At 70.8% G+C, this 22,491-nt stretch carries 25 protein-coding genes and 1 pseudogene; 18 read left to right on the top strand and 8 right to left on the bottom strand.

All coding sequences use genetic code 11. From position 1 onward, the window contains the following. Positions 1–5 precede the first annotated feature (5 nt). Complete coding sequence (locus ACZ9QC_RS27325; protein WP_472915539.1) at positions 6–584, top strand: hypothetical protein; 579 nt, start codon at positions 6–8, stop codon at positions 582–584. Here ACZ9QC_RS27325 and ACZ9QC_RS27320 read toward each other — a convergent pair. Beyond that, complete coding sequence (locus ACZ9QC_RS27320) at positions 483–1,049, bottom strand: ATP-binding protein (RefSeq protein WP_472915538.1); 567 nt, start codon at positions 1,047–1,049, stop codon at positions 483–485. The two genes, ACZ9QC_RS27325 and ACZ9QC_RS27320, sit on opposite strands and share 102 nt — an antisense overlap. A 150-nt stretch (positions 1,050–1,199) precedes the next feature. Between ACZ9QC_RS27320 and ACZ9QC_RS27315 the strand changes: the two genes are divergently transcribed. The 6 genes from ACZ9QC_RS27315 to ACZ9QC_RS27290 all read left to right on the top strand — a co-directional run bounded on the left by ACZ9QC_RS27315 (position 1,200) and on the right by ACZ9QC_RS27290 (position 4,691). After that, a complete protein-coding gene (locus tag ACZ9QC_RS27315; protein WP_472915537.1) occupies positions 1,200–2,060 on the top strand; it encodes a helix-turn-helix domain-containing protein in 861 nt (286 codons plus the stop codon). Then, on the top strand, positions 2,057–2,257 hold the full coding sequence (locus ACZ9QC_RS27310) for a DUF397 domain-containing protein (protein WP_472915536.1): 201 nt from the start codon (positions 2,057–2,059) through the stop codon (positions 2,255–2,257). The genes ACZ9QC_RS27315 and ACZ9QC_RS27310 overlap by 4 nt, the downstream gene beginning before the upstream one ends. Before the next feature lie 7 nt (positions 2,258–2,264). Further along, positions 2,265–3,269, top strand: a complete 1,005-nt coding sequence (locus ACZ9QC_RS27305; RefSeq protein WP_472915535.1) for a helix-turn-helix domain-containing protein — start codon at positions 2,265–2,267, stop codon at positions 3,267–3,269. A gap of 110 nt (positions 3,270–3,379) precedes the next feature. Further along, entirely contained in the window at positions 3,380–3,907 is a 528-nt protein-coding gene (locus ACZ9QC_RS27300; RefSeq protein WP_472915534.1) for an RICIN domain-containing protein, read from the top strand. Positions 3,908–3,932: 25 nt separating this feature from the next. Beyond that, a complete protein-coding gene (locus ACZ9QC_RS27295; protein WP_472915533.1) occupies positions 3,933–4,313 on the top strand; it encodes a hypothetical protein in 381 nt (126 codons plus the stop codon). 12 nt (positions 4,314–4,325) lie between these two features. Further along, positions 4,326–4,691, top strand: coding sequence for a hypothetical protein (locus ACZ9QC_RS27290; RefSeq protein WP_472915532.1), 366 nt, complete (start codon positions 4,326–4,328; stop codon positions 4,689–4,691). A gap of 326 nt (positions 4,692–5,017) precedes the next feature. Here the strand turns inward: ACZ9QC_RS27290 and ACZ9QC_RS27285 are convergent, their stop codons facing one another. From ACZ9QC_RS27285 to ACZ9QC_RS27265, 5 genes are all read right to left on the bottom strand, one after another. Further along, entirely contained in the window at positions 5,018–5,410 is a 393-nt protein-coding gene (locus ACZ9QC_RS27285) for a PIN domain-containing protein (RefSeq protein WP_472915531.1), read from the bottom strand. Further along, complete coding sequence (locus ACZ9QC_RS27280) at positions 5,407–5,688, bottom strand: Arc family DNA-binding protein (RefSeq protein WP_472915530.1); 282 nt, start codon at positions 5,686–5,688, stop codon at positions 5,407–5,409. The genes ACZ9QC_RS27285 and ACZ9QC_RS27280 overlap by 4 nt, the downstream gene beginning before the upstream one ends. A gap of 105 nt (positions 5,689–5,793) precedes the next feature. After that, entirely contained in the window at positions 5,794–6,591 is a 798-nt protein-coding gene (locus tag ACZ9QC_RS27275; protein WP_472921822.1) for a sugar phosphate isomerase/epimerase family protein, read from the bottom strand. 38 nt (positions 6,592–6,629) lie between these two features. Beyond that, positions 6,630–7,784, bottom strand: a complete 1,155-nt coding sequence (locus ACZ9QC_RS27270) for a dihydrodipicolinate synthase family protein (protein ID WP_472915529.1) — start codon at positions 7,782–7,784, stop codon at positions 6,630–6,632. Further along, a complete protein-coding gene (locus tag ACZ9QC_RS27265; protein ID WP_472915528.1) occupies positions 7,781–8,938 on the bottom strand; it encodes a Gfo/Idh/MocA family protein in 1,158 nt (385 codons plus the stop codon). The genes ACZ9QC_RS27270 and ACZ9QC_RS27265 overlap by 4 nt, the downstream gene beginning before the upstream one ends. Before the next feature lie 260 nt (positions 8,939–9,198). Here ACZ9QC_RS27265 and ACZ9QC_RS27260 point away from each other — a divergent pair, with 260 nt between their 5' ends. From ACZ9QC_RS27260 to ACZ9QC_RS27220, 9 genes are all read left to right on the top strand, one after another. Then, positions 9,199–10,242: a LacI family DNA-binding transcriptional regulator gene (locus tag ACZ9QC_RS27260; RefSeq protein WP_472915527.1), complete on the top strand. Its 1,044-nt coding sequence runs from the start codon at positions 9,199–9,201 to the stop codon at positions 10,240–10,242. Positions 10,243–10,596: 354 nt separating this feature from the next. Then, positions 10,597–11,301 carry a hypothetical protein gene (locus ACZ9QC_RS27255; protein WP_472915526.1) on the top strand — a complete coding sequence of 235 codons (705 nt, stop codon included), beginning with the start codon at positions 10,597–10,599 and terminating at the stop codon, positions 11,299–11,301. 96 nt (positions 11,302–11,397) lie between these two features. Then, complete coding sequence (locus tag ACZ9QC_RS27250) at positions 11,398–11,607, top strand: CsbD family protein (protein ID WP_472915525.1); 210 nt, start codon at positions 11,398–11,400, stop codon at positions 11,605–11,607. A 395-nt stretch (positions 11,608–12,002) separates the two neighbouring features. Then, positions 12,003–12,998 carry an iron-containing redox enzyme family protein gene (locus tag ACZ9QC_RS27245; protein WP_472915524.1) on the top strand — a complete coding sequence of 332 codons (996 nt, stop codon included), beginning with the start codon at positions 12,003–12,005 and terminating at the stop codon, positions 12,996–12,998. A gap of 185 nt (positions 12,999–13,183) precedes the next feature. After that, a complete protein-coding gene (locus ACZ9QC_RS27240) occupies positions 13,184–13,480 on the top strand; it encodes a CDGSH iron-sulfur domain-containing protein (protein ID WP_472915523.1) in 297 nt (98 codons plus the stop codon). Between the two features lie 15 nt (positions 13,481–13,495). Continuing rightward, entirely contained in the window at positions 13,496–15,022 is a 1,527-nt protein-coding gene (locus tag ACZ9QC_RS27235) for an FAD-dependent oxidoreductase (protein ID WP_472915522.1), read from the top strand. A 107-nt stretch (positions 15,023–15,129) separates the two neighbouring features. After that, positions 15,130–16,047 carry a bifunctional helix-turn-helix transcriptional regulator/GNAT family N-acetyltransferase gene (locus ACZ9QC_RS27230; RefSeq protein ID WP_472915521.1) on the top strand — a complete coding sequence of 306 codons (918 nt, stop codon included), beginning with the start codon at positions 15,130–15,132 and terminating at the stop codon, positions 16,045–16,047. A gap of 234 nt (positions 16,048–16,281) precedes the next feature. Beyond that, positions 16,282–17,088, top strand: coding sequence for a sugar phosphate isomerase/epimerase family protein (locus ACZ9QC_RS27225; RefSeq protein ID WP_472915520.1), 807 nt, complete (start codon positions 16,282–16,284; stop codon positions 17,086–17,088). 233 nt (positions 17,089–17,321) lie between these two features. After that, on the top strand, positions 17,322–18,278 hold the full coding sequence (locus ACZ9QC_RS27220) for an MHYT domain-containing protein (RefSeq protein ID WP_472915519.1): 957 nt from the start codon (positions 17,322–17,324) through the stop codon (positions 18,276–18,278). A 222-nt stretch (positions 18,279–18,500) separates the two neighbouring features. On the opposite strand, the gene ACZ9QC_RS27215 is transcribed toward ACZ9QC_RS27220, so the two are convergent. Further along, positions 18,501–19,244 carry a Type 1 glutamine amidotransferase-like domain-containing protein gene (locus tag ACZ9QC_RS27215; RefSeq protein WP_472921821.1) on the bottom strand — a complete coding sequence of 248 codons (744 nt, stop codon included), beginning with the start codon at positions 19,242–19,244 and terminating at the stop codon, positions 18,501–18,503. A gap of 81 nt (positions 19,245–19,325) precedes the next feature. Then, positions 19,326–19,509 (bottom strand): annotated as a pseudogene (locus ACZ9QC_RS27210) (3-phosphoshikimate 1-carboxyvinyltransferase); the annotation flags it as partial. A 907-nt stretch (positions 19,510–20,416) separates the two neighbouring features. On the opposite strand from ACZ9QC_RS27210, the gene ACZ9QC_RS27205 reads away from it, so the two are divergent. Together ACZ9QC_RS27205 and ACZ9QC_RS27200 are read left to right on the top strand one after the other, a co-directional pair. Beyond that, positions 20,417–21,538 (top strand): hypothetical protein, encoded by a 1,122-nt coding sequence (locus ACZ9QC_RS27205; protein WP_472915518.1) that lies wholly within the window; start codon positions 20,417–20,419, stop codon positions 21,536–21,538. Between the two features lie 66 nt (positions 21,539–21,604). Further along, positions 21,605–22,456: a hypothetical protein gene (locus ACZ9QC_RS27200; protein WP_472915517.1), complete on the top strand. Its 852-nt coding sequence runs from the start codon at positions 21,605–21,607 to the stop codon at positions 22,454–22,456. Positions 22,457–22,491 lie beyond the last annotated feature (35 nt).

The raw sequence follows: 22,491 nt of genomic DNA, 5'->3' as shown, positions 1-22,491 counted from the left end.
GCCCCATGCTGTCCCTCTCCCCTGCCGCCCGTCGCGGCGCCGCGTATGCGGCGCTTCTCATAGCCGCGCTGCTGTCCACGAGCGCCTGCGGGCCGGACTCCCCGCCGAACGACTCCGGCAATCTTTCGAACTACGACTACAGGGAGGACCCGACGGACGAGCCCACGGAGGAGCCGACGGACGAGCCCACCGAGGAGCCGACGGACGAGCCCACCGAGGAACCCACCGATGAACCGACGGACGAACCGACGGAGGAGTTCACGGAGGAGTTCACGGAAGAACCCACCGAGCTAGTCGAGCCGGTCGAGGCATCGATGCCCGAGAGCGTCGTCGGTGTCTGGTGCGGCGGCAGCAACGCCGAAGGGCACTGGACGTACGAGTTCGCCGATACCGGTGAGTTCATGGCCAGCAGGGGCGACGCGGGCTTCTCGGGTTTCGTTGTCAGCGACGCCCGGTCCATGACCTTCCACGTGCCCGGCGAGTCACCTTTCGTGTCGTCCTGGGAAGTGGTCGAGGACCCCGTCCTGGGACCTCTCCTCTTCCTCGACGGCTACAGCTACCTGCCCGGCAGCTGTAACTCCTAGGCGCCTGACCAGGGACAGCCAGCGGGGCAGGTCGATCTCGGCCAGGAACGTCTTGCCGGGCGGGACGCGGTCCTGGACCTCCCAGCGGTCGGCGAGTGCGTCGACGAGGGTCAGGCCACGGCCGCGGTCGTCCAGCGGGCCCGCCGGCTGTACGGCGCCGGGGCCGGGCGGCAGCCGTTCGGCGCGGGTGTCGGTGATCTCGATGCGGAGGGAGCCGGTGGGCAGGGAGAGGCGCAGCTCGAAGTCCCGGCCCGGGACCCGGCCGTGCGTCACCGCGTTCGCCGCCAGTTCGGCGACGACCACGGCCGCCTTCTCGGAGGCCTCCGAGCCGTACCGGATGCCCCAGGCGTGCAGCTGGTTCAGGGCCAGGTGTCTGGCGAGGCGGGCGCCCAGCGGTGTCGAGCTGAACCGCTGGGTGAACGCGGGCACGGTGATGAGGTGTTGCGGAGCGGGCGGTGCGGTCATGCCCCCAATGTGGCCTGCGGGGACGCCGGTTCACCAGCTTCGCCCCGTGTACGCTGCGCGAGCGTACACGGTTACGTACTGGACGGTACTGGTGACACCCCGTAACCATGGGTGCCGGAATGGTGCGGTTCGGTGCGCGGGAGGTGGCCCATGGTGGCCGACAGCGGCGGCGTGGCGGGGATCGGCGGAGTCGCCGGGGGCGGCGAGCCGGAGTCGTCCGACAGTCTGCGGACGTTCGGGGCGATGGTCCAGGCGTTGCGCGAACACGCGGGGCTGAGCCGGGAGGAGTTGGCGGACCTCATCGGCTACTCCAAGCACATGGTGGCGTCCGTGGAGCTGGGTCGGAGGATGCCGGACGCGGCGTTCGTGGAGGGGGTGGATCGGGCGCTGGGGAACACCGGTGCGCTGATCCGCGCGGCTCAGCATCTGGGGCGCCAGCCGGGGTTGGCGGCGTGGTTCAGGAAGTGGGCCAGGCTGGAGACATCGGCGATCACTCTCTATACGTACGAGTGCCGGTTGGTGCCGGGGCTGTTGCAGACGGAGTCCTACGCACGGAAGCTGTTCGACGATCGGCTGCCGCTGCTGGACGACCAGCAGATCGAGGAGCAGTGGACGGCTCGGGCCGAGCGGCAACGCCTGCTTCGGGAGCGGCCGAACACCGCGTTCAGCTTCATTCTGGAAGAGCAGTTGTTCCTGCGGCGCACGGGCGGTGTGGACGTCACACGAGAACTCCTCGATCATGTGCTGGAGATCGCCGAGCAGCGGAACGTGGAGATCCAGATCATGCCTCTCGTCCGGGAGTCGCACGCCGGGCTGGCCGGTCCCATCCGACTGCTGGAGACCCCCGAGAACCGCTGGTTCGCGTACTGCGAAGGTCAACGTGGCGGGATGTTTGTCGCCGAGACAAAAGAGATCAGCGTCCTCCAAAGCCGATATGCCAGGATGCGGTCACAGGCTCTCACCATCCCGGACTCTGTGAGCCTGTTGCAGCGGATGCGAGGGGACCTATGAGCACCAGCGAACTGTCCTGGTTCAAGAGCAGTTACAGCAGCGGTGACGGCGACGACTGCGTCGAAGTGGCCGTAGCCCCACCTCTCCCCCACACCATCCACATCCGCGACTCCAAGAACCCCACCGGACCCCAACTCACCCTCTCCCCCACCGCCTGGGCCGACTTCGTCCCGTACGCGGCCGTCGCCCAGGGCTGAACGCACCATGATCGGAACGGTGTTCCGGAGCGACGACGTGCTCAAGGAGCACCGGTTCGACTACTGGCGGGAGTTGATGCACCAGGCGATCGCGCCCAGCGAGATGCACTGTGAGTTCGCTGACGACTTCTGGGCGCGGCAGCGGCTGATGGAGCTGGGGCCGGTGCTGGTGTGGCCGACGGCGCATCTGGTGACGGGGTTCCGGCGCACCGAGAAGCTGGTGCGGCAGTCCGATCCCGAGATGTACCACCTGTCGCTGGTGCTCGGCGGCGGGCTGGGGTTCGAGCATGTGGGGCGGACCGAGGCGTACGGCCCGAGCGACCTGTGGCTGAGCGACACGTCACGGCCGTACGAGGTGCACGCGCCGGCCGGGATGGGCCGTCAGGTGATCTGGGGCGTGGGGCTGGACTTCCCGAAGGCGCTGCTGCCGCTGCCGCCCGCGCGCGTCCAGCGGTTGTTGGGGCGGCGGCTGGCGGCGCGGGACGGGGTGGGCGCGCTGCTGACCGGGTTCCTCACGGGTCTGGAGCAGCAGGCCGACGCCCTCCAGCCGTCCGACGCGCCGCGCCTGGGCACCGTCGTGGTGGACCTGCTGGCCGCCTGGTTCGCGCAGGTGCTGGAGGCGGAGGAGGAGTTGCCGCCGGAGACGCGGGAGCGGGCGCTGACCACCCGGATACGGGCGTTCGTCCGGCAGAACCTGCACGACCCGGAGCTGACGCCGCCGGTGATAGCGGCGGCGCACCACATCTCGCTGAGCTATCTGCACCGGCTGTTCCAGGAGCACAGCCCCGGGGAGACGGTCGCGGCCTGGATCCGCGCCCAACGCCTCGAAGGCGCCCGCCGCGACCTGGCGGACCCGGCCCTCGCCGCCACGCCCATCCACACCATCGCCGCCCGCTGGGGCCTGGTCCGAGCGTCCGACTTCACACGGGCGTTCCGGGGGGCGTACGGGATGTCGCCGACGGAGTACCGGGCGGGGGCGGGGCGCGCGCGGGCGAACGGGGTGGACGCGTAGGCAACGCGTCCGTGGACGCACAGTTAAGGACAGCCCGGGACGCACCGCGCATCCTGATCAGGCGGCTCCCGCACAACTCCCTGACCAGGAAAGCGAGTCACAGCTCCCTCATGTCCACGTTGCGCAAAGCGGTGATCGGCACCGCCGGGTTCACACTCGCGGCCACGTCCGTGCTGTTCTCGTCGTCGACGGCCAGTGCGCTCGACGAGCACAGGCGGATCAAGAACGGCAACTCCGGAAAATGCATGGCGATTCCCGGCAGCAGCCAGGTCAGCGGAAGGGCCGCGGTCCAGTGGGAGTGCACCAGCAACCGGGACCAGGTCTGGCGCACCCTGAGCATCCCGGGAGGAAACGGGGACCGCGTCAGACTCAGCAACTACGACAGCAATATGTGTCTCTCCATCGCGTCCGAGAACCAAGGGGCCGCCGTCATCCAACGGCCGTGCAGCGGCAACGAACAGCAGACCTGGATCTGGGACTCCGCCCACCGGCTGCGCAACCTCAGCAGCGACTACTGTCTCGCCGTTCCTCACGCCAGCAGGGCGAACGACGTGGAGCTGATCCAGTGGGGCTGCACGCTGGACAGCGAGCAACGCTGGAACTGGACACCGGTCACTGTGATCGACCCGTCGCTCTGACCCGGGTACTTCACGAGGCCCGCCCATGTTCACCTCCCATTTCTCCCGCACCGAGTGGTGGATCGCCGCCGCCGTGGCCGGGGTCGCCCTGGCCGTGGCGCTCTGGTCGCTGGTCCCCGCGAGGAAGGACTGGTGGAAGGCCGTCCTGCCCGTCCTCGGGGCGGCCGTCTTCGTGGGTCTGACTGTTCCTGCCGAGGAGGCCGACGGGGACCCCATAGCCTTGATGCTGTTCACCGCCACCGCGCTCGGCCTGGCGCTGATGCGCGTAGTCTTCACCGGACACATCAGGCGCCAGCAGGAGCGGGCGCGTTCGGGCCAACCGTGGGACAGACTCACCACCAGGCAGACCGTGGTCTTCTTCCTCACCTTCACCGCGACCGTGGGGCTCATGGCCCGGTTTCTGTAGGAGACTCGGACCTTGGACACTCTGTGGATTCTCGCCGCCGTGGCCGCCGTCGCCCTGGCGACGCTGTTCGCGTCCCTGTTCCCCAGTACGCGCAGGGGCAAGTGGGAGGCGGTGGCGCTCGTGCTGGCCGTGGCGGCCTACGGGGCCCTGCAAGGGCTGCCCCTGGAGAGGAACGGGGAGCCCCGCATGGCCGTGTTGGTGTTCATCGCCGTCGCGATCAATTTCGCGATCAACCACGTGGCCTTCACCGGCTGGTCCAAGCGCCAGGACGAACTGATCCGCCTCGGCCGCCCCATCGAGAAGCTGAAGGCCAGGCACTACGCGGTCATCACCCTCAGCTTCGCGGTGAGCATGGCCGTCGTGATCCCGCTGCGGTGAGCCGTGGCGCCGTCCAGCGGCAGATCGAGCGGGACCAGCTCGACGAACTCATCGCCGCGAACGAGGGGATGCGCGGCCCCCTCCCAAGAGGAACTCGACGCGGCAGAGCGTGAGATGTTCGGCGACCGGGCGGCAGGATCGGCCGGCACAAGTACGCCCTGGACGCGATCGTCGCCCCCACCGCCCGCGCGGCACGCCCCCCCCGTGACCGTCCTGACCTCCGACCTCGACGATCTCAAGCCGCTCTACGGCAAGCAGGTCGAGGTCCGCCAGGTCCGACCCGGGCGGTGAGCCGGACTCACGTCACCCCGCCCCCGCTCCGCCGGTCAGCGTCTCAGGTCCATGACCCCGACGCCGAGTCCGTCGTACGCACGCGGTTCCACTGTGGCGATCAACGCCCCCGTCGGAATCATCTGGTTCGGCCTCGCGGCGTGAACGGCGGCCGAGGCGTCCTGGGCGACCCCTGTTCGCCCCAGGTCGGCGACCGTCACGGCCATCGCGTAGTCGTCGTCGATCACGGACAGCACGTCCACCAGGACACCCACGTGGTCGACCATGCCCGCACGACGGCGCTCGGCCTCCAGCAGACACAGCACCGGCACCCACAGGCGGACATCGTCGCTGGCCGCCGCGGCGTGGATGAGGCCGGAGACCTGCTTGTCACCACCCAGCGCCACCAGAGTGGGCGCGTCGAGGACATAGTGTTCGATCTGGCTCAAGGCGACGGCTCCACCTGCGCGAGGGCGGCCCTGTGGGCAGCCGTGGCCTCCCGCATCTTGCGCCGCATCTCCGCCGACTCCTCCTCGGACACCTCGTGCCCGAAGCGTTCGGCGAGCAGGGCCCGGGTGCGGTCTGCACGCTCCTTGATCTGCTCGGGTGTCAGTGTCTGAGCGGCTATGTCCTGCATGAGGGCGCGAAGACTCGTCCCCCGGGCCTCGGCCACGGCGGCGAGCTGGTCACGGACTTCGGCGGGCACACGGATCATGACGTCGGACATGCGGCGAGTATACGCGACGTATACGCCCGTCGGCGGCAAGTGTCGGTGGTGTGTGATCGGTGGTGAGCCGGGCGCCGACCACCCGCCCGGCTCACCACCGAAGGACTACACCGCGTGTTCCACGAACCGCCGGGCCGTCTCGGCCAGGAGCTCCCGCCCGTCGCCCGCCCACAGCTCGTCGTTGAACAGCTCCACCTCGATCGGGCCGATGTAGCCCGCCGCCTCGACGTAGGACTTCCATTCGCGCATGTCGATCGCGCCGTCGCCGATCTGACCGCGGCCGGTCAGGACGCCCTGGGGCAACGGGGTGATCCAATCGGCGAGTTGGAAGGTGTGGATACGGCCGGAGGCGCCCGCGCGGGCGATCGCCGCCGGGGCCGTGTCGTCCCACCAGATGTGGTAGGTGTCCACGGTCACACCCACCTGCTCCGCCGGGAAGCGCTCGGCGATGTCCAGCGCCTGGGACAGCGTCGACACCACACAGCGGTCCGAGGCGAACATCGGGTGCAGCGGCTCGATGGCAAGACGGACGCCGTTCGCCGCCGCGTACGGGCCCAGTTCCGACAGGGCGTCGGCGATGCGCTCCCGTGCCCCGTGCAGGTCCTTCGAGCCGGACGGGAGGCCGCCCGAGACCAGGACGAGGGTGTCCGTGCCGAGCGTCGCCGCCTCGTCGATCGCCTTGCGGTTGTCAGCCAGCGCCGCCGCCCGCTCGGCCGGGTCGATCGCCGTGAAGAAGCCGCCCCGGCAAAGGGTCGTGACCGCGAGGCCCGCGTCGCGAACCAGCTTGGCCGTGGCCTCCAGGCCGTGTTCGGCCACCGGCTCACGCCACAGGCCCACGCCAGTGATGCCCAACTCCACGCAACCGGCGACCAGTTCGGGCATCGACAACTGCTTGACCGTCATCTGGTTGATGGAGAAGCGCTCAAGTCCGGTACCGGTGCTCACTGGGCCACTCCGTACAGGGAGAGCAGGTTCTTCATCCGGGTCTCCGCCAGCGCCGGGTCCGGGAACAGGCCCAGGCCGTCGGCGAGTTCGTAGGCGCGGGCGAAGTGCGGGAGGGAGCGGGCCGATTGGAGGCCGCCGACCATCGTGAAGTGCGACTGGTGGCCGGCCAGCCACGCCAGGAAGACCACGCCCGTCTTGTAGAAGCGGGTGGGCGTCTGGAAGAGGTGGCGGGAGAGTTCGACGGTCGGGTCCAGGAGGTTCCGGAAGCCCTGCACGTCACCCGTGTCCAGCACGCGGACCGCCTCGGCCGCCAGGGGCCCCAGCGGGTCGAAGATGCCGAGCAGCGCGTGGCTGAAGCCCTTCTCGTCGCCCGCGATCAGCTCGGGGTAGTTGAAGTCGTCGCCCGTGTAGCAGCGGACGCCCTGCGGGAGCCTGCGGCGGATGTCGATCTCGCGCTGGGCGTCCAGCAGGGAGACCTTGATGCCGTCGACCTTGTCGGGGTGCGCGGCGATCACGGCGAGGAAGGTCTCCGTCGCCGCGTCCAGGTCCGGCGAGCCCCAGTAGCCGTCGAGGGCCGGGTCGAACATGGGGCCGAGCCAGTGCAGGACGACCGGCTCGGCGGCCTGGCGCAGCAGGTGGCCGTAGACCTCCAGGTAGTCCTCGGGGCCCCGCGCGGCGGCGGCCAGCGCGCGCGAGGCCATCAGGATGGCCTGGGCGCCCGACTCCTCGACGAGCGCCAACTGCTCCTCGTACGCCTTGCGGATGTCCGGCAGGGAGGCGGGGCCCGTGAGCTGGTCGGTGCCGACGCCGCACGCGATGCGGCCGCCCACGCTCCGAGCCTCCGCGGCACTGCGGCGGATCAGCTCCGCCGCGCCCGTCCAGTCGAGGCCCATGCCGCGCTGCGCGGTGTCCATCGCCTCGGCGACGCCCAGGCCGTGCGACCACAGGTGGCGGCGGAAGGCGAGGGTGGCGTCCCAGTCGACGGCGGCGGGCGAGTCCGGGGAGACGTCCGCGAAGGGGTCCGCGACGACGTGCGCCGCCGAGAAGACCGTACGGGAGGTGAGCGGGGTGCCGGGGGACACCGCCAGGGGCTCGGTGCGCGGGGTGTAAGCCTTCAACACCCCATCGGTGCCCGGGAGTTGGATCGTCACAGCTGAATCTCCGGTACGTCGAGACGGACGCCCTCGGCGGAGGACTTCAGGCCCAGTTCGGCGAGCTGGACGCCGCGCGCGCCGGCCAGCAGGTCCCAGTGGTAGGGCGCGTCGGCGTAGACGTGCTTGAAGAACAGCTCCCACTGCGCCTTGAAGCCGTTGTCGAACTCGGCGTTGTCCGGCACCTCCTGCCACTGGTCGCGGAAGGAGTAGGTGGCGGGGATGTCGGGGTTCCACACCGGCTTGGGGGTGGCGGAGCGGTGCTGGACGCGGCAGTTGCGCAGGCCGGCCACCGCCGAGCCCTCGGTGCCGTCGACCTGGAACTCCACCAGTTCGTCGCGGTTGACGCGGACGGCCCAGGAGGAGTTGATCTGGGCGATCGCGCCGCCGTCCAGCTCGAAGATGCCGTACGCGGCGTCGTCGGCCGTGGCGTCGTAGGGCTTGTCCTGCTCATCCCAGCGCTGCGGGATGTGCGTGGCGGTGAGCGCCTGCACGGACTTCACGCGGCCGAACAGCTCGTGCAGGACGTACTCCCAGTGCGGGAACATGTCGACGACGATGCCGCCGCCGTCCTCCGCGCGGTAGTTCCAGGAGGGGCGCTGGGCCTCCTGCCAGTCGCCCTCGAAGACCCAGTAGCCGAACTCGCCCCGGACGGAGAGGATGCGGCCGAAGAAGCCGCCGTCGATGAGGCGCTTGAGCTTCAGCAGGCCCGGCAGGAACAGCTTGTCCTGGACGACGCCGTGCTTGATGCCGGCGGCGTTCGCGAGCCGGGCCAGCTCCAGGGCGCCGTCGAGGCCGGTGGCGGTCGGCTTCTCGGTGTAGATGTGCTTGCCGGCGGCGATGGCCTTCTTGATCGCCGCCTCGCGGGCCGAGGTGACCTGGGCGTCGAAGTAGATCTCGACGGTCGGGTCCGCGAGGACCGCGTCGACGTCGGTGGAGACGTTCGCCGGGTCCAGGCCGTGCCGCTCGGCGAGCGCCTTGAGCGCGTGCTCGCGGCGGCCGACGAGGATCGGCTCCGGCCACAGCACGGTGCCGTCGCCGAGGTCGAGACCGCCCTGCTCTCGGATGGCGAGAATCGAGCGGACGAGGTGCTGGCGGTAGCCCATGCGTCCCGTCACGCCGTTCATGGCGATCCGAACGGTTTTGCGTGTCACGGCCGGTCCCTTCGTTGGTGTGCGTTCGTTTGTGCGTACGCGTCGGGCGCCGCGTACGCCCGACGAAAGGGTGAGCGTCACAGCAAGCGCTTTCTATTCGATAAGAAGCTAGCCTCTGAGCAGCGGTCTGGACAAGACCGCGAGGGGGTCGAGTTGTTCGAGGGGGCGAACGGCGAGCTGTTCGAGGGGGCGAACAGTGGTCGCGGTCGTATGGTTCCCCGACAGCCCGAACGAGACGCGCACCGGAGGACGAGAAAACGATGACTGTGACCCTGGCGGACGTGGCGGCCCGTGCGCAGGTGTCGCCGGCGACCGTCTCCCGGGTGCTCAACGGGAACTATCCGGTGGCCGCGTCCACGCGCGAGCGGGTGTTGAAGGCCGTCGACGAGCTGGAGTACGTCCTCAACGGTCCCGCGAGCGCGCTCGCCGCCGCCACCTCCGACCTGGTCGGCATCCTGGTGAACGACATCGCCGACCCCTTCTTCGGGATCATGGCCGCGGCCATCCAGTCCGAGATCGGCGGGCCGGGCGGGCGCGCGGGCGGGGAGCGGCTGGGTGTGGTGTGCAACACGGGCGGCTCCCCGGAGCGCGAGCTGACCTATCTCACGCTGTTGCAGCGGCAGCGGGCCGCGGCCGTGGTGCTGACCGGTGGGGCCATCGAGGACCCGGCGCATCTGGCCGCCGTCGGCAACAAGCTGCGGAAGCTGGCGGAGGCCGGGACGCGGGTGGTGCTGTGCGGGCGGCCGCCCACGCCGGAGGCCATCGCGATCACCTTCGACAACCGGGGCGGCGGTCAGCTGCTGACCGAGCACCTGATCGGGCTGGGGCACCGGCGGCTCGGGTACATCGCCGGGCCGGAGGAGCGGACGACGACGCGGCACCGGCTGGAGGGCCACCGGGCGGCGCTGGCCGCCGCCGGGATCGAGGACGATCCCCGGTGGACCGTGTACGGCCGCTACGACCGGCTCTCCGGGTACGAGGCGACGCTGGAGCTGTTGCGCCGGGATCCCTCGCTGACGGCCGTGGTCGCCGCCAACGACACGGTGGCGCTGGGAGCTTGTGCGGCGCTGCGGGACTCCGGGCTGCGGATCCCGGACGACGTGTCCGTGGCCGGGTTCGACGACCTGCCGTTCAGTATCGACGCGGTGCCGGCGCTGACGACGGTGCGGTTGCCGCTGTCGGACGCGGGGGCTCGGGCCGGGCGGATCGCGATGGGGCGCGAGGAGCCGCCGCCGGGTGGGATCGCCACGGTCCGGGGAGAGTTGATGGTGCGGGGGTCCAGTGGGGTGCCTCGGGAGGGGTGACGGGGGCTCCGCCGGGGGGGGGCGGGGTGGTGTGCCTCGGCGGGGGTTCGGGTTTGGGTGCGGGTCGGCGGGGGTGCGGGTCGGCGGGGGTTCGGGTTTGGGTTTGGGTGCGGGTCGGCGGGGGTGCGGGTCGGCGGGGGTTCGGGTTTGGGTTTGGGTGGGGGTCGGCGGGGGTTTTCGCGCAGTTCCCCGCGCCCCTGAAAACCTGGCCGCATCCCCGCGAGGGCCGCGTTCGAGTGCGGGATCGGTGAGGGTTCTCGCGCAGTTCCCCGCGCCCCTGAAAACCGCCGCGCCCGTGGTAGCTTCGCTCTCTTCTCCGGCGTGGCCGGATGGAGTCCCGTCAGGTGTGTTTCCGTGACCGATCTCTCGGCCGGCATCTCGGTCCATCTCCCCCGGCAGCGGCTGCGGGACGCGCTCGACACCCTGGACGCCGCCTTCGCGCCTCTCGCCAAGTCCTCGGCGCCCTTGGGCGGCTGCACCCACTGCTTCACCGAGGCGGAACTCGACTTCCTGGCCGGTCCCTTGGGTGCGGTGCCGGAGAAGCTGGTGTACTCCGTCGCTCACAAGGCCCCGGACCACTGGGACGACTTCCCCGCCCTGTACCGCCGGTTGACACCCCGGATCGTCCGCCTCCTCGTCGCCGACGAGCTCGACCACGGGCTCGTCGCCTCCCGGCTGCTCGCCGCCGGCTGGCGCGACTGGCCCACGGCGGAGCGTCGGGCCCTGGAGGAGGTCTGGTACCTCTGGTGGCGCGCGGCCCTGCACACCCACCCGAGCGTCGGACACGTCACCGACGTGCTGGAGACGCTCTCGGTCACCACGGGGACCCTCGCGCCCTGGCTCGACGTCTGGGCCAAGGCCCGTACCGAGGCGGCGGACCTGCACCTCGCCGACGCGCTCGACCGCTGGCTCGTCGAGGACGGGCTCGCCGACCTCCGCCTCGGCTTCTACGGCGAGACGCACGCCACGCCCGAACTGGTGCCGTGGCTGCTGTCCCTGGAGGACGGCCGCGTCGGCGCTGCTCAGCTGCGGGAGGTCGAGCGCATCGCGTTCGGCTGAGCACGGGGTTTCACGGAACGTGACGCTTCGACGCGCGAGCGTCACCGGGCCGCCGTACGTTGGGCGGGAAAGTCACCCCCCACCAAGGAGGAAACCATGGCTGCCAAGGACAAGGGCAACATGGACAAGATCAAGGGCAAGGCCAAGGAGATGACCGGGAAGGTCACCGGCGACCGCGCCCAGCAGGCCGAGGGCAAGATGCAGCAGGCCCGCGGCGAGGCGAAGAAGATGAAGGGCAAGGCGCAGGAGCGCGTGCAGGAGCGCACGGGCGAGCCGCAGCGCCCGGCGCGACGCGCCGGCATCTGACGCCGCCGCCCGAGCGCGACCGGTGCGAGCCGGGGCCGCGGCCCGTGGGCACGACCCGCGGCCTGCGGCCCCTGGCGGCGACCGGTGGCCTGCCACCTGCACCTGCCACCTGCCACCTGCCACCTGCCACCTGCGGCAACGACCTGTGGTCGGCCGCCCGCGGCCAGGGAGTCAGGGCCAGCGGGCGGTGAACTCGCATCCGTGGCCCGTGACCGGTGGCGCGTGGTTCGCGCATGGTTCTGCCGCTCCTCGCCGGGGTCTCACGGGCCACGGCCCCTGGGACCCCGGCCGTGGTCGCGCGACCGGGCGGAGTGGAAGGGGGCTCCCCGCACAGGGGAGCCCCCTTCGCTCGGGCGGCCGGTGAGTAGCTCGTGGTTCACGGGTACTCGGCGCGCATGGAGACCCAGGTGGCAGGGCCGGTGTTGCCGGAGAGCAGGGGGGCGGTCTCGGCTGCCGTCACGCGGTTTCTGCGGGGCGAGGGGGCGCCGCCCGAGAGCCGGGAGATCGCCGGGGCCGACCCCTTCGGCGAGGACCTCCAGCTCGCCCTCTACCTCTGCTACGAACTGCACTACCGAGGCTTCGCCGACGTCGACGCCGACCTCGAATGGGACCCGGAGCTGCTGCGCTGCCGGGCGGCCCTGGAGTGGCCGTTCCTCGAAAGCCTGCGCGACCGGGCGACCCTGCACGTGAGCGCCCGGGAGGCCCTGGACGAGCTGCTCGTGGAACCGGCGGCCGACGACGGCGGCGGGATCGGCGAGTTCCTCCAGGACGAGGGCGAACTGTGGCAGGTGCGCGAGTACGCGGCGCAGCGGTCGCTGTACCACCTCAAGGAGGCCGACCCGCACGCCTGGGTGCTGCCCCGGCTGTGGGGGCGGGCCAAGGCGGGCATGGCGGCCGTCGAGTTCGACGAGTTCGGCGGGGGCCGCGCCGAGCGGGTGCACGCACGCCTCTTCGCCGACCTCATGACCGATCTCGGGCTCGACCCGACGTACGGCCGTTATGTGGACGCCGCCGGAGCCGAGGCGCTCGCCCTGGTGAACCTGATGTCCCTCTTCGGCCTGCACCGGGCGCTGCGCGGCGCCCTGGTGGGCCACTTCGCGACGGTCGAGATCACCTCCTCCCCCGGCTCCCGCCGGCTCGCCCGCGCCATGCGGCGGACCGGGGCCGGCGCCGCCGCCGAGCACTTCTACGACGAGCACGTCGAGGCCGACGCCGTGCACGAGCAGGTCGTACGGCGGGAGGTCGTCGCCGGGCTGCTGGAGGAGGAGCCACAGCTGGACGCCGACGTCGCCTTCGGCGTCGACGCCACCAACCACCTGGAGGACGCCCTGGCCGACCGTCTCCTCGGAGCGTGGCGAGCGGGCCGGTCGTCACTCCGCACACCGGTCTGAGGAGGACGGATCACGCCCCCTCGGGGGGCGGAGGGCCACGTCGATGGCCGGGCGGTCGACGGCACGGCAGTCGACGGCACGGCAGTCGACGGCACGGCAGTCGACGGCACGGCGGTCGATTGGACAACGGTCGACGGGCGGATCTCCGGGAGTCGTCCGCGAGAAGGAAGAACAGGTGATCATCCGTGTCTGACGTTCCCGCCGGACGCCGCCGCGTCACCCTGCAGCGTCGCCCCGGTCCGCTCCTCGTCGAAGGGCCGGTCGAGGTCACGCTGGAGGACGGGACGACCGTGTCGTCGGACCGCTTCTGCGTGGCCCTGTGCACCTGCCGCCGCAGCCGTATCTACCCGTGGTGCGACACCAGCCACCGGCGCCGGACCCCCGCCGCTGAACGCGGGCTCACCCAGGGCACTACCCCCACCGCCCCCAGCGCAGCAGCCGCCGCCGACGACCAGCGCCGCACCCAGCCGCCGTCCGACTGAAGGGACCCCCGAGTCATGCAGCACAAGCAGCCGGAGCAGAAGTCGTACTGGATCGAGAGCGCCCCACAGGAGGGCGCGTACCCGGCGTTGGACGGGGAGCTGGTCGTCGACGTGGCGGTGGTGGGGGCGGGGATCGCGGGGATCAGTACGGCGTGGGAGCTGGCGCGGCGGGGGCGGCGGGTGGCCCTGCTGGAGGCGGACCGGGTCGCCGCCGGCGTCACCGGGCACACGACCGCCAAGGTGACCGCCCTGCACACCCTGATCTACGACCGGCTGCGGCGGACCCGGGGCGCGGAGGCCGCCGCGCTGTACGCGCGGTCGCAGACCGAGGCGATCCGGCACGCCGCCGAGGTGGTGGAGGAGCTGGGGATCGCCTGCGACTGGGAGGACGCGGCGTCCTACACGTACGCCGAGGACGAGGGGGGCGTGGCGGAGCTGCGGGCCGAGGCGGAGGCGGCGCGGGAGGCCGGGCTGCCCGCCGAGTTCGTGACGGAGACGGGGCTGCCGTTCCCGGTCGCGGGGGCGGTGCGGGTCGCGGAGCAGGCACAGTTCCATCCCCGTAGGTACCTCCTCGCCCTGGTCGACGATCTGGTGCGGCAGGGCGCGGCCGTGCACGAGGGGACGCGGGTGGTGCGGCTCAAGGAGGGGTCGCCGTGCCGGCTGACGACCGAGGCCGGGTTCACGGTGACCGCCGGGGACGTCGTCGTCGCCACGCACTACCCCGTCTTCGACCGGGCGCTGCTCTTCACCCGGCTCTCCTCGCGCCGCGAACTCGTCCTGGCCGCGCCGGTCCCGGCCGACGCCGACCCGCACGGCATGTACATCACGCAGGAGCAGCGCACCCGTTCGGTGCGGACCGCCCCGTACGACGAGGGGCGGCGGCTGCTGATCGTCACCGGGGAGCACTTCACTCCGGGCACCGCCGAGGTCGAAGAACGGTTCGGGCTGCTGGCGGACTGGGCCACCGAGCGCTTCGGCCCTCTCGACTTCACGCACCGCTGGGCCACCCAGGACAACGACTCCACCGACTCCGTCCCCCTCGTCGGTCCCTTCCACGCGGGCAGCCGGCACAGCTGGGTGGCGACCGGGTTCGGCGGCTGGGGCATGAGCGGCGGCATCATGGCCGGGCGGCTGCTGGCCGAGCAGATCACCGGGCACAAGTCGCCGTGGAGCGACCTGTACGACCCGCGCCGGGTGCTCAGCGCGATGCGGGAGGCGCCGAGTTTCCTCAAGCACCAGGCGCAGGTGGCCCGGCACTTCGTCGGCGACCGGATCGGCGCGGCCGGGGGCAACTCCGTGGAGGCCATCGCCCCGGGGGACGGCGCGATCGTCCGGGTCGGCGGCCATCCCTGCGCGGTCCACCGCGACGAGGCCGGCTCGCTCCACGCCGTCTCCGCCCGTTGTACGCACATGGGCTGCCTGGTCGGCTTCAACCGCGCCGAACGCACCTGGGAGTGCCCCTGCCACGGCTCCCGCTTCGACACCGAGGGCCGCATCGTCCAGGGCCCGGCGACGAAGCCGCTGGAACGGCGGGACATCTGAGGCGGCCCCACACACCACTCACCCTTCTCCGAGCCACCTTCTCTGACCCAGTCAGCTATTCTGCTGACTGGGTCAGAGAAAAGCAGGCCAGGAGGGGGCGATCCGTCATGACCGTGCAGGACATCCGCGCGTTCAACCGCTTCTACACGAACGTCATCGGCGCGCTGGACTACGGCCGTCAGGTCTACGCCCCCTACACGCTCACGGAGGCGCGGGTGCTGTGGGAGCTGGCGCACACCGCGCGCGCGGAGGCGGCGGAGCTACGGGCGGAGCTGTCGCTGGACTCGGGGTACCTGAGCCGGCTGCTGGCGAAGTTCGAGAAGGACGGGCTGGCCGAGCGGTCGCGGTCGGCGGAGGATCCGCGCCGGCAGCGGGTGACGCTCACCGCGCGCGGGCGGGAGACGGCCGCGCTGCTGAGCGAGCGGTCCGACGAGGCGGTGGCATCGCTGCTGTCGACCGTGCCACCCGCCGATCGGACCCGGCTGACCGAGGCGATGGGCGACATCCGGGCCATCCTGGAGGACCGTCGGCGGCCGGGCCCCGACGACGTCCGGCTGCGCGAGCCGCACCCCGGCGACCTGGGCTGGATCGTGCAGCGCAACGCGGCCCTGTACGCGGCGGAGTACGGGTTCGACGGGGAGTACGAGGCGCTGGTGGCGCGGATCGTCGCGGACTACGCGGAGGACCACGATCCGCGCCGGGAGCGGGTGTGGATCGCCGAGCTGGACGGGCGGCCGGTGGGGTGCGTGATGTGCGTACGGGACGAGGCGCCCGGGGTGGCGCGGCTGCGGCTGCTGCTCGTGGAACCGGACGCGCGGGGGCTGCGCATCGGTGACCGGCTCGTCGGCGCGGTCGTGGACTTCGCACGCTCCGCCGGCTACCGCGAGGTGGTCCTGTGGACCAACGACTGCCTCACCGCCGCGCGGCGCCTCTACCAGCGCCACGGCTTCACCCTCGTCACCGAGAAGCGCCACCACTCCTTCGGCGTGGACCTGACGGGCCAGGACTGGCGGTTGGGGTTGTAGACCGGGGGCCTCCGGCCGGCGGCCGAGGGGGCAGGGCCGCGCTGGACGTGCCGGTCGCGCTGCGCGGGCTGTGCGGGTGAGTGGGGCTTCTCGCGCAGTTCCCCGCGCCCCTAAAAGGCGCCTGCGCGCCCACCGGCCGTGTGTGACCGTGAGGTCCGCCGCGCGGTGTCCCTCGGAGCGGCCACCCCCGGTGGGGTGCCCCGCCGTGTCGGTCGGCGTGTACGGTGCGAAGGCATGAAGCTCGCGTTTTCCACCCTCGGTGTTCCCGGTCTCCCCATCGCCGACGTCGTGCGGCTCGCAGCGACGCACGGCTATCACGGCGTCGAACTGCGTGCCCATCCCGAGGAGCCGGTGCATCCGGGCATCGGGGCCGGTGAACGGGCCGAGGTGGTGGCCGAGTTCAAGGCGGCGGGCGTGGAGATCCTCGGGGTCGCCGGTTACGCGCGGGTCGCCGCGCCCGGCGAGGACGGCCCCGTGCTGGACGAGATCCGCGCCCTCCTCGACCTGGCCCGGGACCTGGGCGCCCCCTTCGTCCGTGTCTTCCCCGGCGCCGACCTGGCCGGCGGCCAGAGCATGGAGGAGGCCGACGCGATCGCCGCACGGCGCCTCGGCACGGCGGCGGAGGACGCGGCCGACCGGGGCGTACGCGTCCTGCTGGAGACCCACGACTCGCACCGCACCGGCGCCGACGCGATCCGGGTGCTCGGTCCCGTCGGCCACGGCAGCGTCGGCTCGCTCTGGGACGTGATGCACACCTGGCTCGGCGGCGAACAGCCCGCCGAGTCCTACGCCGCCCTCTCCCCCTTCCTCGGCTACGTCCAGGTCAAGGACATCGCCTCCGCCGAGGACACCACCCCGCTCGCGCTCGGCGCGGGCGTCCTTCCGCTCGGCGAGTGCGTCGAACTCCTCTCCCGCAAGGAGTGGGACGGCTGGCTCTGCTGGGAGTACGAGAAGCGGTGGTACGAGGGCGCCGCGCCGCTGCCGGAACTCCTTGCGGCGGGACGGGAGCACCTTGGGCGGCTCCTCAACGACGCGGCGTAACACCGACCACCTGCCGTCAACCCATGGCCTGAGCTTGAAAACTCAAGCTCAGGCCCTGTGCGTCGCGGATTTTGACCGCGAATCAGTATCGAGTCACCCAAAGCCGATCACCCGCCGAACAGATACCGACAGTAACTCTTGGAAAACGGAGCGCTGCGGTACGCGCTTGCACCAGACTTGCCTCCCGCAACCAGCCACTGCGCAACTGGCCATGTATCGGGGGGATTTGGCATATGCAAGGCACGGTCGACGGTTTCAGCTACGGTGCGGTCACCCCGGTGGCCGCGTATGTCATGGCCTGTCTGGGCGCCGCGCTCGGACTGCGCTGTGTGGTCAGGTCGGTCTACAACGAGCGCTCCTGGAAGCCCGGTTGGCTGGCCCTGGGGGCCGCGAGCATCGGCTGCGGCATCTGGACGATGCACTTCATCGCGATGGTCGGCTTCCGCGTGAAGGAGAGCCCCATCCACTACGACGTCGGACTGACGGTGCTCAGCCTCGCCGTCGCCATCACCGTCGTCGGCATCGGGGTCTTCGCCGTGGGCTACCGCGGCGTCAGCAGGTCCACCCTCTGCGCGGCGGGATCCGTCACGGGCCTCGGCGTGGCCGCCATGCACTACCTGGGCATGGCCGCCATCCAGTTGAACGGCTATATCCAGTACGACATCGCCATCGTGGCCCTCTCCGTGGGCATCGCCATCGTCGCCGCGACCGCCGCGCTCTGGGCGGCCGTGTCGATCCGGGGCTTCCTGACCAGCCTGGGGGCCAGCCTGGTGATGGGGGTCGCCGTGTCCGGCATGCACTACACCGGGATGGCCGCGGTCGGGGTGCACCTCCACGGCACCACCGGCGGCACGTTCACCGGCGAATCACCCACGACGATCCTCCTGCCCATGCTCATCGGGCCGGTCATCTTTCTGCTCCTCGCGGGCGTCGTCGTGATGTTCGACCCGCTGCTCGTGCTGGGCGACGGCGAGTGGGACCGCACGGCCACCCGGCAGCGGCAGCGGGAGCGGCCGGAGCCCCGGGAATCCCGGCAACCCCGGCAGTCCTGGCGGGCCTGGCAGGCCGACCGCCCGGACGTTCCCCTCCAGCACCCCGACGACTCCGCCCCCGCGTCCCTCTTCGAACCCCAGCCCCGCCGCCCCCGAGAGCAGCCGCAGGGCGCGGGACGCCGCGTCCAGGAGTGGTGACGTGGCACGCGGCCCCGGGCGAGGCCGCCCGGGGCCCCGTCGCGCGACCGCCTAACGCCCGGCGTCAGTACGGATGGTGCCGATCGACCCGAAGATCTCGACGAGCAGCCGTCGACGCCTCTCCGCCTCGGACTCGGTGTGAACGAGGCCCCGGCGATCGGGCCAGCGCCTCTTCCACACGAGCACCCGACACCGCGGGACCCTCCCTTCCCCGTCGTGCTGCTACGACCGGCGCGGCTCGGGAAGGAGGCGGGGCGTGACTCGCTCCTCCACCGCCGTGTCGCCCTCGCGTCGCACCATGTACGCCCCCTTGCCCGGGAGTTCGGCGACCGCCTCCACCAGGCGCGTGCCCCGGTAGACGAGCCCGACCCCGTCGTCCGTGCAGTGGGTCTCCGGCAGCGTCCCGTCGGCGACGAGGCGGTGCACCAGGGGCCGCCGCCCCTCGTCGCTGTCGTAGTGCACGCCGTTGCCGTACGGGAGATACGCCAACGCGTCTGTCACCGGGCGGAGTCGGGGGCCGAAGGAGTCCGTCGTCCCGCCCCGGAACCAGCAGATGGAACCCGCGCTGACGCCGCTCAGGACCACGCCGGACCGCCAGGCGCGGCGGAGTATCCGGTCGAGGCCGTGCACGCGCCAGACGGCCAGCAGGTTGGCGACCGAACCGCCCATGACCCACACGACGTCTTGTTCCAGGACCGCCGACTCGATGTCCTCGATGTTGGGCATCGGGAAGAGCGCGAGCGGCGTCAGGTCGAAGCCCGCGACCCGCGCGGCCTCGCTCATGCGCGCGGTCATGTGCTCGGAGTCCCCGACCGCCGTACCGACGTACATGACCTTCGGCCTCCGCCCGTTCACCCCCGACAGTTCCACGGCGTGGTGCACGAGCGAGTGGAAGGTCACCCGGGTGCGGTCACCGATGCGGTGGCCGCCCGAGGTCGCGACGATGGTGGGCTCGGGAGCGGTCATGATCAGGAGGGTAGCGGCAGGGCCGCGAAGGCCTCGTGGAAGGCCGGGAACGTCTTGCGCACGCAGCCCGGAGCGTCGAACGGCCGTGGAGGCATCGGGCTCGATCGGGTAGGTGGTCGCGCAGTAGCCGCCCGGCGGGACGAGGTAGGTGTCGCCCTCCCGGCCGACTTCCTCCTCCCCCGAACGCCCCTAAAAGCGCGATCCCCACGTGCGGCACGGAGACCAGATCCGTGACAGTGATGCGGAGGCCGGTGGGGGTGAGCGGGCGGTGGCGACGCCGTCCCTGCGGTATACGTCCGCCCCCGGAGCGCGGGGACCCTGCGGCGGCCGTCGACCTGCCAGGTGTTGGGAAATACGGGTGCGGCGCCCAGGGGCGGCCTGCATCACCACCGCGACCTTCTGATTCGAGGCGAGGGGCTCGGAGCCGAAGCGCGCGGTGGTCGTGCTCGCCGGGCAGCGCCTGACGCACGCGCACCGAGGCGTCGGCGTTCCGGTCGAACCACATCCGGCCAGCTTCAGCTGCCCGATGTCCCGCCGCCACGTTTCCGCGCGACGGCGCCCCGGGCCCGGCTGCTTCCTTCCCAGGCCGTGGACGGTGTGGCCCTCCCAGACCGGGGGTGGTCCGACTCCGGTTGCTCTTCTCTTTCCGTGTCCGGCTGACCGCCACGTCACCACTCCCTGCCCCAGGGCCCGCGCCGGGCCCATCCGGCTGCTCACAGACGGGAGGTACACGGTCGGCCGAGCGGGGGGAGCAGCGATGGCTGCTGCTGGTCGCCTGCCTGCGCCAGGGGCTGCGACTGGCCCGCGACCATCGGCCAGCTGCGGGAGGCGACCGCGAACGGCGACTTCGCCTACTACGTCCCCATGGCCGCAGCAATGGCCAGGCCTCGGCCCGACGGACCCGCTATCCGCCGGCTCGATGGAGAAGAAGGTGTCCGCGACCGCTGGCGCGGCCTGGTCAATCGCTCGCCGCGTGCACCTGAACCTTCAGCTCCCCTAGGTTGGGGGCACCATGGCGTGCCCAGAACTTGCACAGGCACGCACTTTTCGCATCCGGGCAAGTCCACACTTCGGAAAACTTGCCCAGAACAGCAGCTTGCCTGTCCCAAGAAAGTTCCCCATTGGAGCAACTTTTCTTTCTTTGGGGTAGCTCTTCGTGCCAAGATTGACGAGTGGATCTCAACGACGTGGCCCCGCAGGAGCTTCTGACGCGAGGCCTGCAAGTTCTGAGCGACCTGCTCGGTCCCGACTGGACTATCACCATCCAGCCGCCGTCGCAGGGGGCCAGCAGCAGGAACCGCGACGCGCTGGTGCAAGTGCAGTCGCACGGCGACAGTGTGTTCACACAGCTACTGATCGACCTGAAGCGCAACATAACTCCTCGCATGGTCGAAGAGCAGCTGCTGCCCAAGCTCGATCTGGTCCGACAGGTGAACCACTACACAAATCCAGTAGTGATCACTCCCTGGATCGCGCCGCGTGTGCAGCTGATGCTTCGGGAGAACGGCATCGGTTACATCGACCTGACCGGCAACACGTCTCTGCGCGTCACCAAGCCGGCCATCGTCATCTACACCGAGGGCGACACACGGCCGCCGCGCTCGAGCCCCACACGGAAGACCAAGGCAACCCTGGCCGGGCCGAAGGTGGGCCGTCTCGTGCGGCTTCTGGCCGATGTGGCTCCGCCCTACAGGGCGGGAGAACTAGCCGAGTCGGCCCGCCTCAGCCTGCCCTACGTGTCCCGCCTCCTGGACACGCTCGAAGACCAGCTGCTGATCCGGCGCGACGGACGCGTCATCACAGACGTGGACTGGCCGCAGCTACTGCGAGCTCGCGCGGAGCACCTCAACCTGCTCCGGCACAATCCCTACGTCGGGATGGTCGCCCCGATGGGGATCCCCCCAGTGCTCAACGGCCTGCACAGGCTCGCAAAAGAGTACAACGAGCAGATTGTCATTACCGGGTCCTACGCTGCGCGCCTCGTTGCCCCGATCTCGGTGGGCGGCCAGTTGATGGTCTACGTTCCCCCCGGACCGCACACCCCTGATGACATCGGGGATGAACTCGGGCTGCTGCGGGTCGACAAGGGCGCCGATGTACTGCTGCTCCGGGCCCATGACGAGGTGGTCTTCGAGCGGACCGTGTGGGACGCGGGATTGCACCGCGTCGCCCTGAGCCAGCTTGTCCTTGACTGCCTTTCCGGGCCGGGCCGGATGCCGGCGGAGGGCGAAGCCGTACTGGAACGCATGCAGGAAGACCCGCATCTGTGGCGTTTGGAACAACTTCCCCTCTGATCGGCGCAGTTGCGCCACTAGGATCAGCCTTCTTGACAAGGTGGTCCGGCGAAGGCGAGGCGCGGCGTGTCCAAGGTTCCTGAAGGCGTGGAGCGGGAGGAGCTGACCATCGCCGCACGGCGGGTCCTGCTCGACGGCCTCACCGCCCTGCACCCGCATCTGGACGCCATCACCGTAGTTGGGGCCCAAGCTGTCTATCTGCGCACTCCTGACGCGGCCATTCGCAACGCACCCTTCACATCCGATGGTGACCTGAGCATCGACCCGATACTGCTCGAAGACGAGCCAGACCTCGAAAACGCACTGCGCGGGGCCGGATTCGACTTGCTGTACGACAACCAGCCCGGGCTGTGGGGACGTTCCGAGCAGGTAAGCGGGAAGCACGTCGACATCGAGCTGGATCTACTCGTAGCCGCCGAGCTGGCCGACGGAGGCCGGGGCGCCAGGCTCCCCCCACACGGAAAAATGTCCGCCCGCAAAACCCCGGGGCTGGAGGCCTGCGCCGTCGACCGCTCTCCGATGCTCATCGCAAGCCTGGAGGAAGCCGACCCACGCAGTATCAGTGTCAATGTGGCCGGCCCTGCGGCGCTCCTGGTCGCCAAGGCGTACAAGATCAGTGAACGCGTCGCCGGAGCCGTCGCCAAGCCCGACCGGCTCACCAACAAGGACGCCGGTGACGTCTACCGCATCATGGCTGCTGTACCGGCCCGCCAGGTAGCAGAATCCTTCGCCACGCTCGTCCAGGACCCGCGCATCGGCTCCACCGCCGCAGAGGGCCTCAAACGCCTTCAGGAACTCTTCGGACGCAGCGCCGCCCCAGGTGTCGACCTTGCCGTTGCAGCCCACGCCGGTGACATCCCCGAGCCCACGATCCGCGCTGTGGCGCCCGCCTACATCAGCCGTCTGACCGACAAGTAGGTTTGCCCCGCCGTTCGAGACCCCAACAGCTCCAC

The organism is Streptomyces sp. HUAS MS02, from assembly GCF_055702265.1.
Note: the sequence above shows the minus strand (reverse complement) of the source record. Positions and strands in the feature narration are given on the sequence as shown.

What these genes read in the sequence shown, in the direction of transcription:
- ACZ9QC_RS27325 (WP_472915539.1), top strand. Translation starts at nt 6, where the DNA reads ATGCTGTCCCTCTCCCCTGCCGCCCGTCGCGGCGCCGCGTATGCGGCG.
- ACZ9QC_RS27235 (WP_472915522.1), top strand. Translation starts at nt 13,496, where the DNA reads ATGCAGCACAAGCAGCCGGAGCAGAAGTCGTACTGGATCGAGAGCGCC.
- ACZ9QC_RS27215 (WP_472921821.1), bottom strand. Translation starts at nt 19,244, where the DNA reads ATGACCGCTCCCGAGCCCACCATCGTCGCGACCTCGGGCGGCCACCGC.
- ACZ9QC_RS27250 (WP_472915525.1), top strand. Translation starts at nt 11,398, where the DNA reads ATGGCTGCCAAGGACAAGGGCAACATGGACAAGATCAAGGGCAAGGCC.
- ACZ9QC_RS27260 (WP_472915527.1), top strand. Translation starts at nt 9,199, where the DNA reads ATGACTGTGACCCTGGCGGACGTGGCGGCCCGTGCGCAGGTGTCGCCG.
- ACZ9QC_RS27300 (WP_472915534.1), top strand. Translation starts at nt 3,380, where the DNA reads ATGTCCACGTTGCGCAAAGCGGTGATCGGCACCGCCGGGTTCACACTC.
- ACZ9QC_RS27245 (WP_472915524.1), top strand. Translation starts at nt 12,003, where the DNA reads ATGGAGACCCAGGTGGCAGGGCCGGTGTTGCCGGAGAGCAGGGGGGCG.
- ACZ9QC_RS27295 (WP_472915533.1), top strand. Translation starts at nt 3,933, where the DNA reads ATGTTCACCTCCCATTTCTCCCGCACCGAGTGGTGGATCGCCGCCGCC.
- ACZ9QC_RS27230 (WP_472915521.1), top strand. Translation starts at nt 15,130, where the DNA reads ATGACCGTGCAGGACATCCGCGCGTTCAACCGCTTCTACACGAACGTC.
- ACZ9QC_RS27275 (WP_472921822.1), bottom strand. Translation starts at nt 6,591, where the DNA reads ATGACGGTCAAGCAGTTGTCGATGCCCGAACTGGTCGCCGGTTGCGTG.
- ACZ9QC_RS27310 (WP_472915536.1), top strand. Translation starts at nt 2,057, where the DNA reads ATGAGCACCAGCGAACTGTCCTGGTTCAAGAGCAGTTACAGCAGCGGT.
- ACZ9QC_RS27220 (WP_472915519.1), top strand. Translation starts at nt 17,322, where the DNA reads ATGCAAGGCACGGTCGACGGTTTCAGCTACGGTGCGGTCACCCCGGTG.
- ACZ9QC_RS27315 (WP_472915537.1), top strand. Translation starts at nt 1,200, where the DNA reads ATGGTGGCCGACAGCGGCGGCGTGGCGGGGATCGGCGGAGTCGCCGGG.
- ACZ9QC_RS27225 (WP_472915520.1), top strand. Translation starts at nt 16,282, where the DNA reads ATGAAGCTCGCGTTTTCCACCCTCGGTGTTCCCGGTCTCCCCATCGCC.
- ACZ9QC_RS27305 (WP_472915535.1), top strand. Translation starts at nt 2,265, where the DNA reads ATGATCGGAACGGTGTTCCGGAGCGACGACGTGCTCAAGGAGCACCGG.
- ACZ9QC_RS27280 (WP_472915530.1), bottom strand. Translation starts at nt 5,688, where the DNA reads ATGTCCGACGTCATGATCCGTGTGCCCGCCGAAGTCCGTGACCAGCTC.
- ACZ9QC_RS27320 (WP_472915538.1), bottom strand. Translation starts at nt 1,049, where the DNA reads ATGACCGCACCGCCCGCTCCGCAACACCTCATCACCGTGCCCGCGTTC.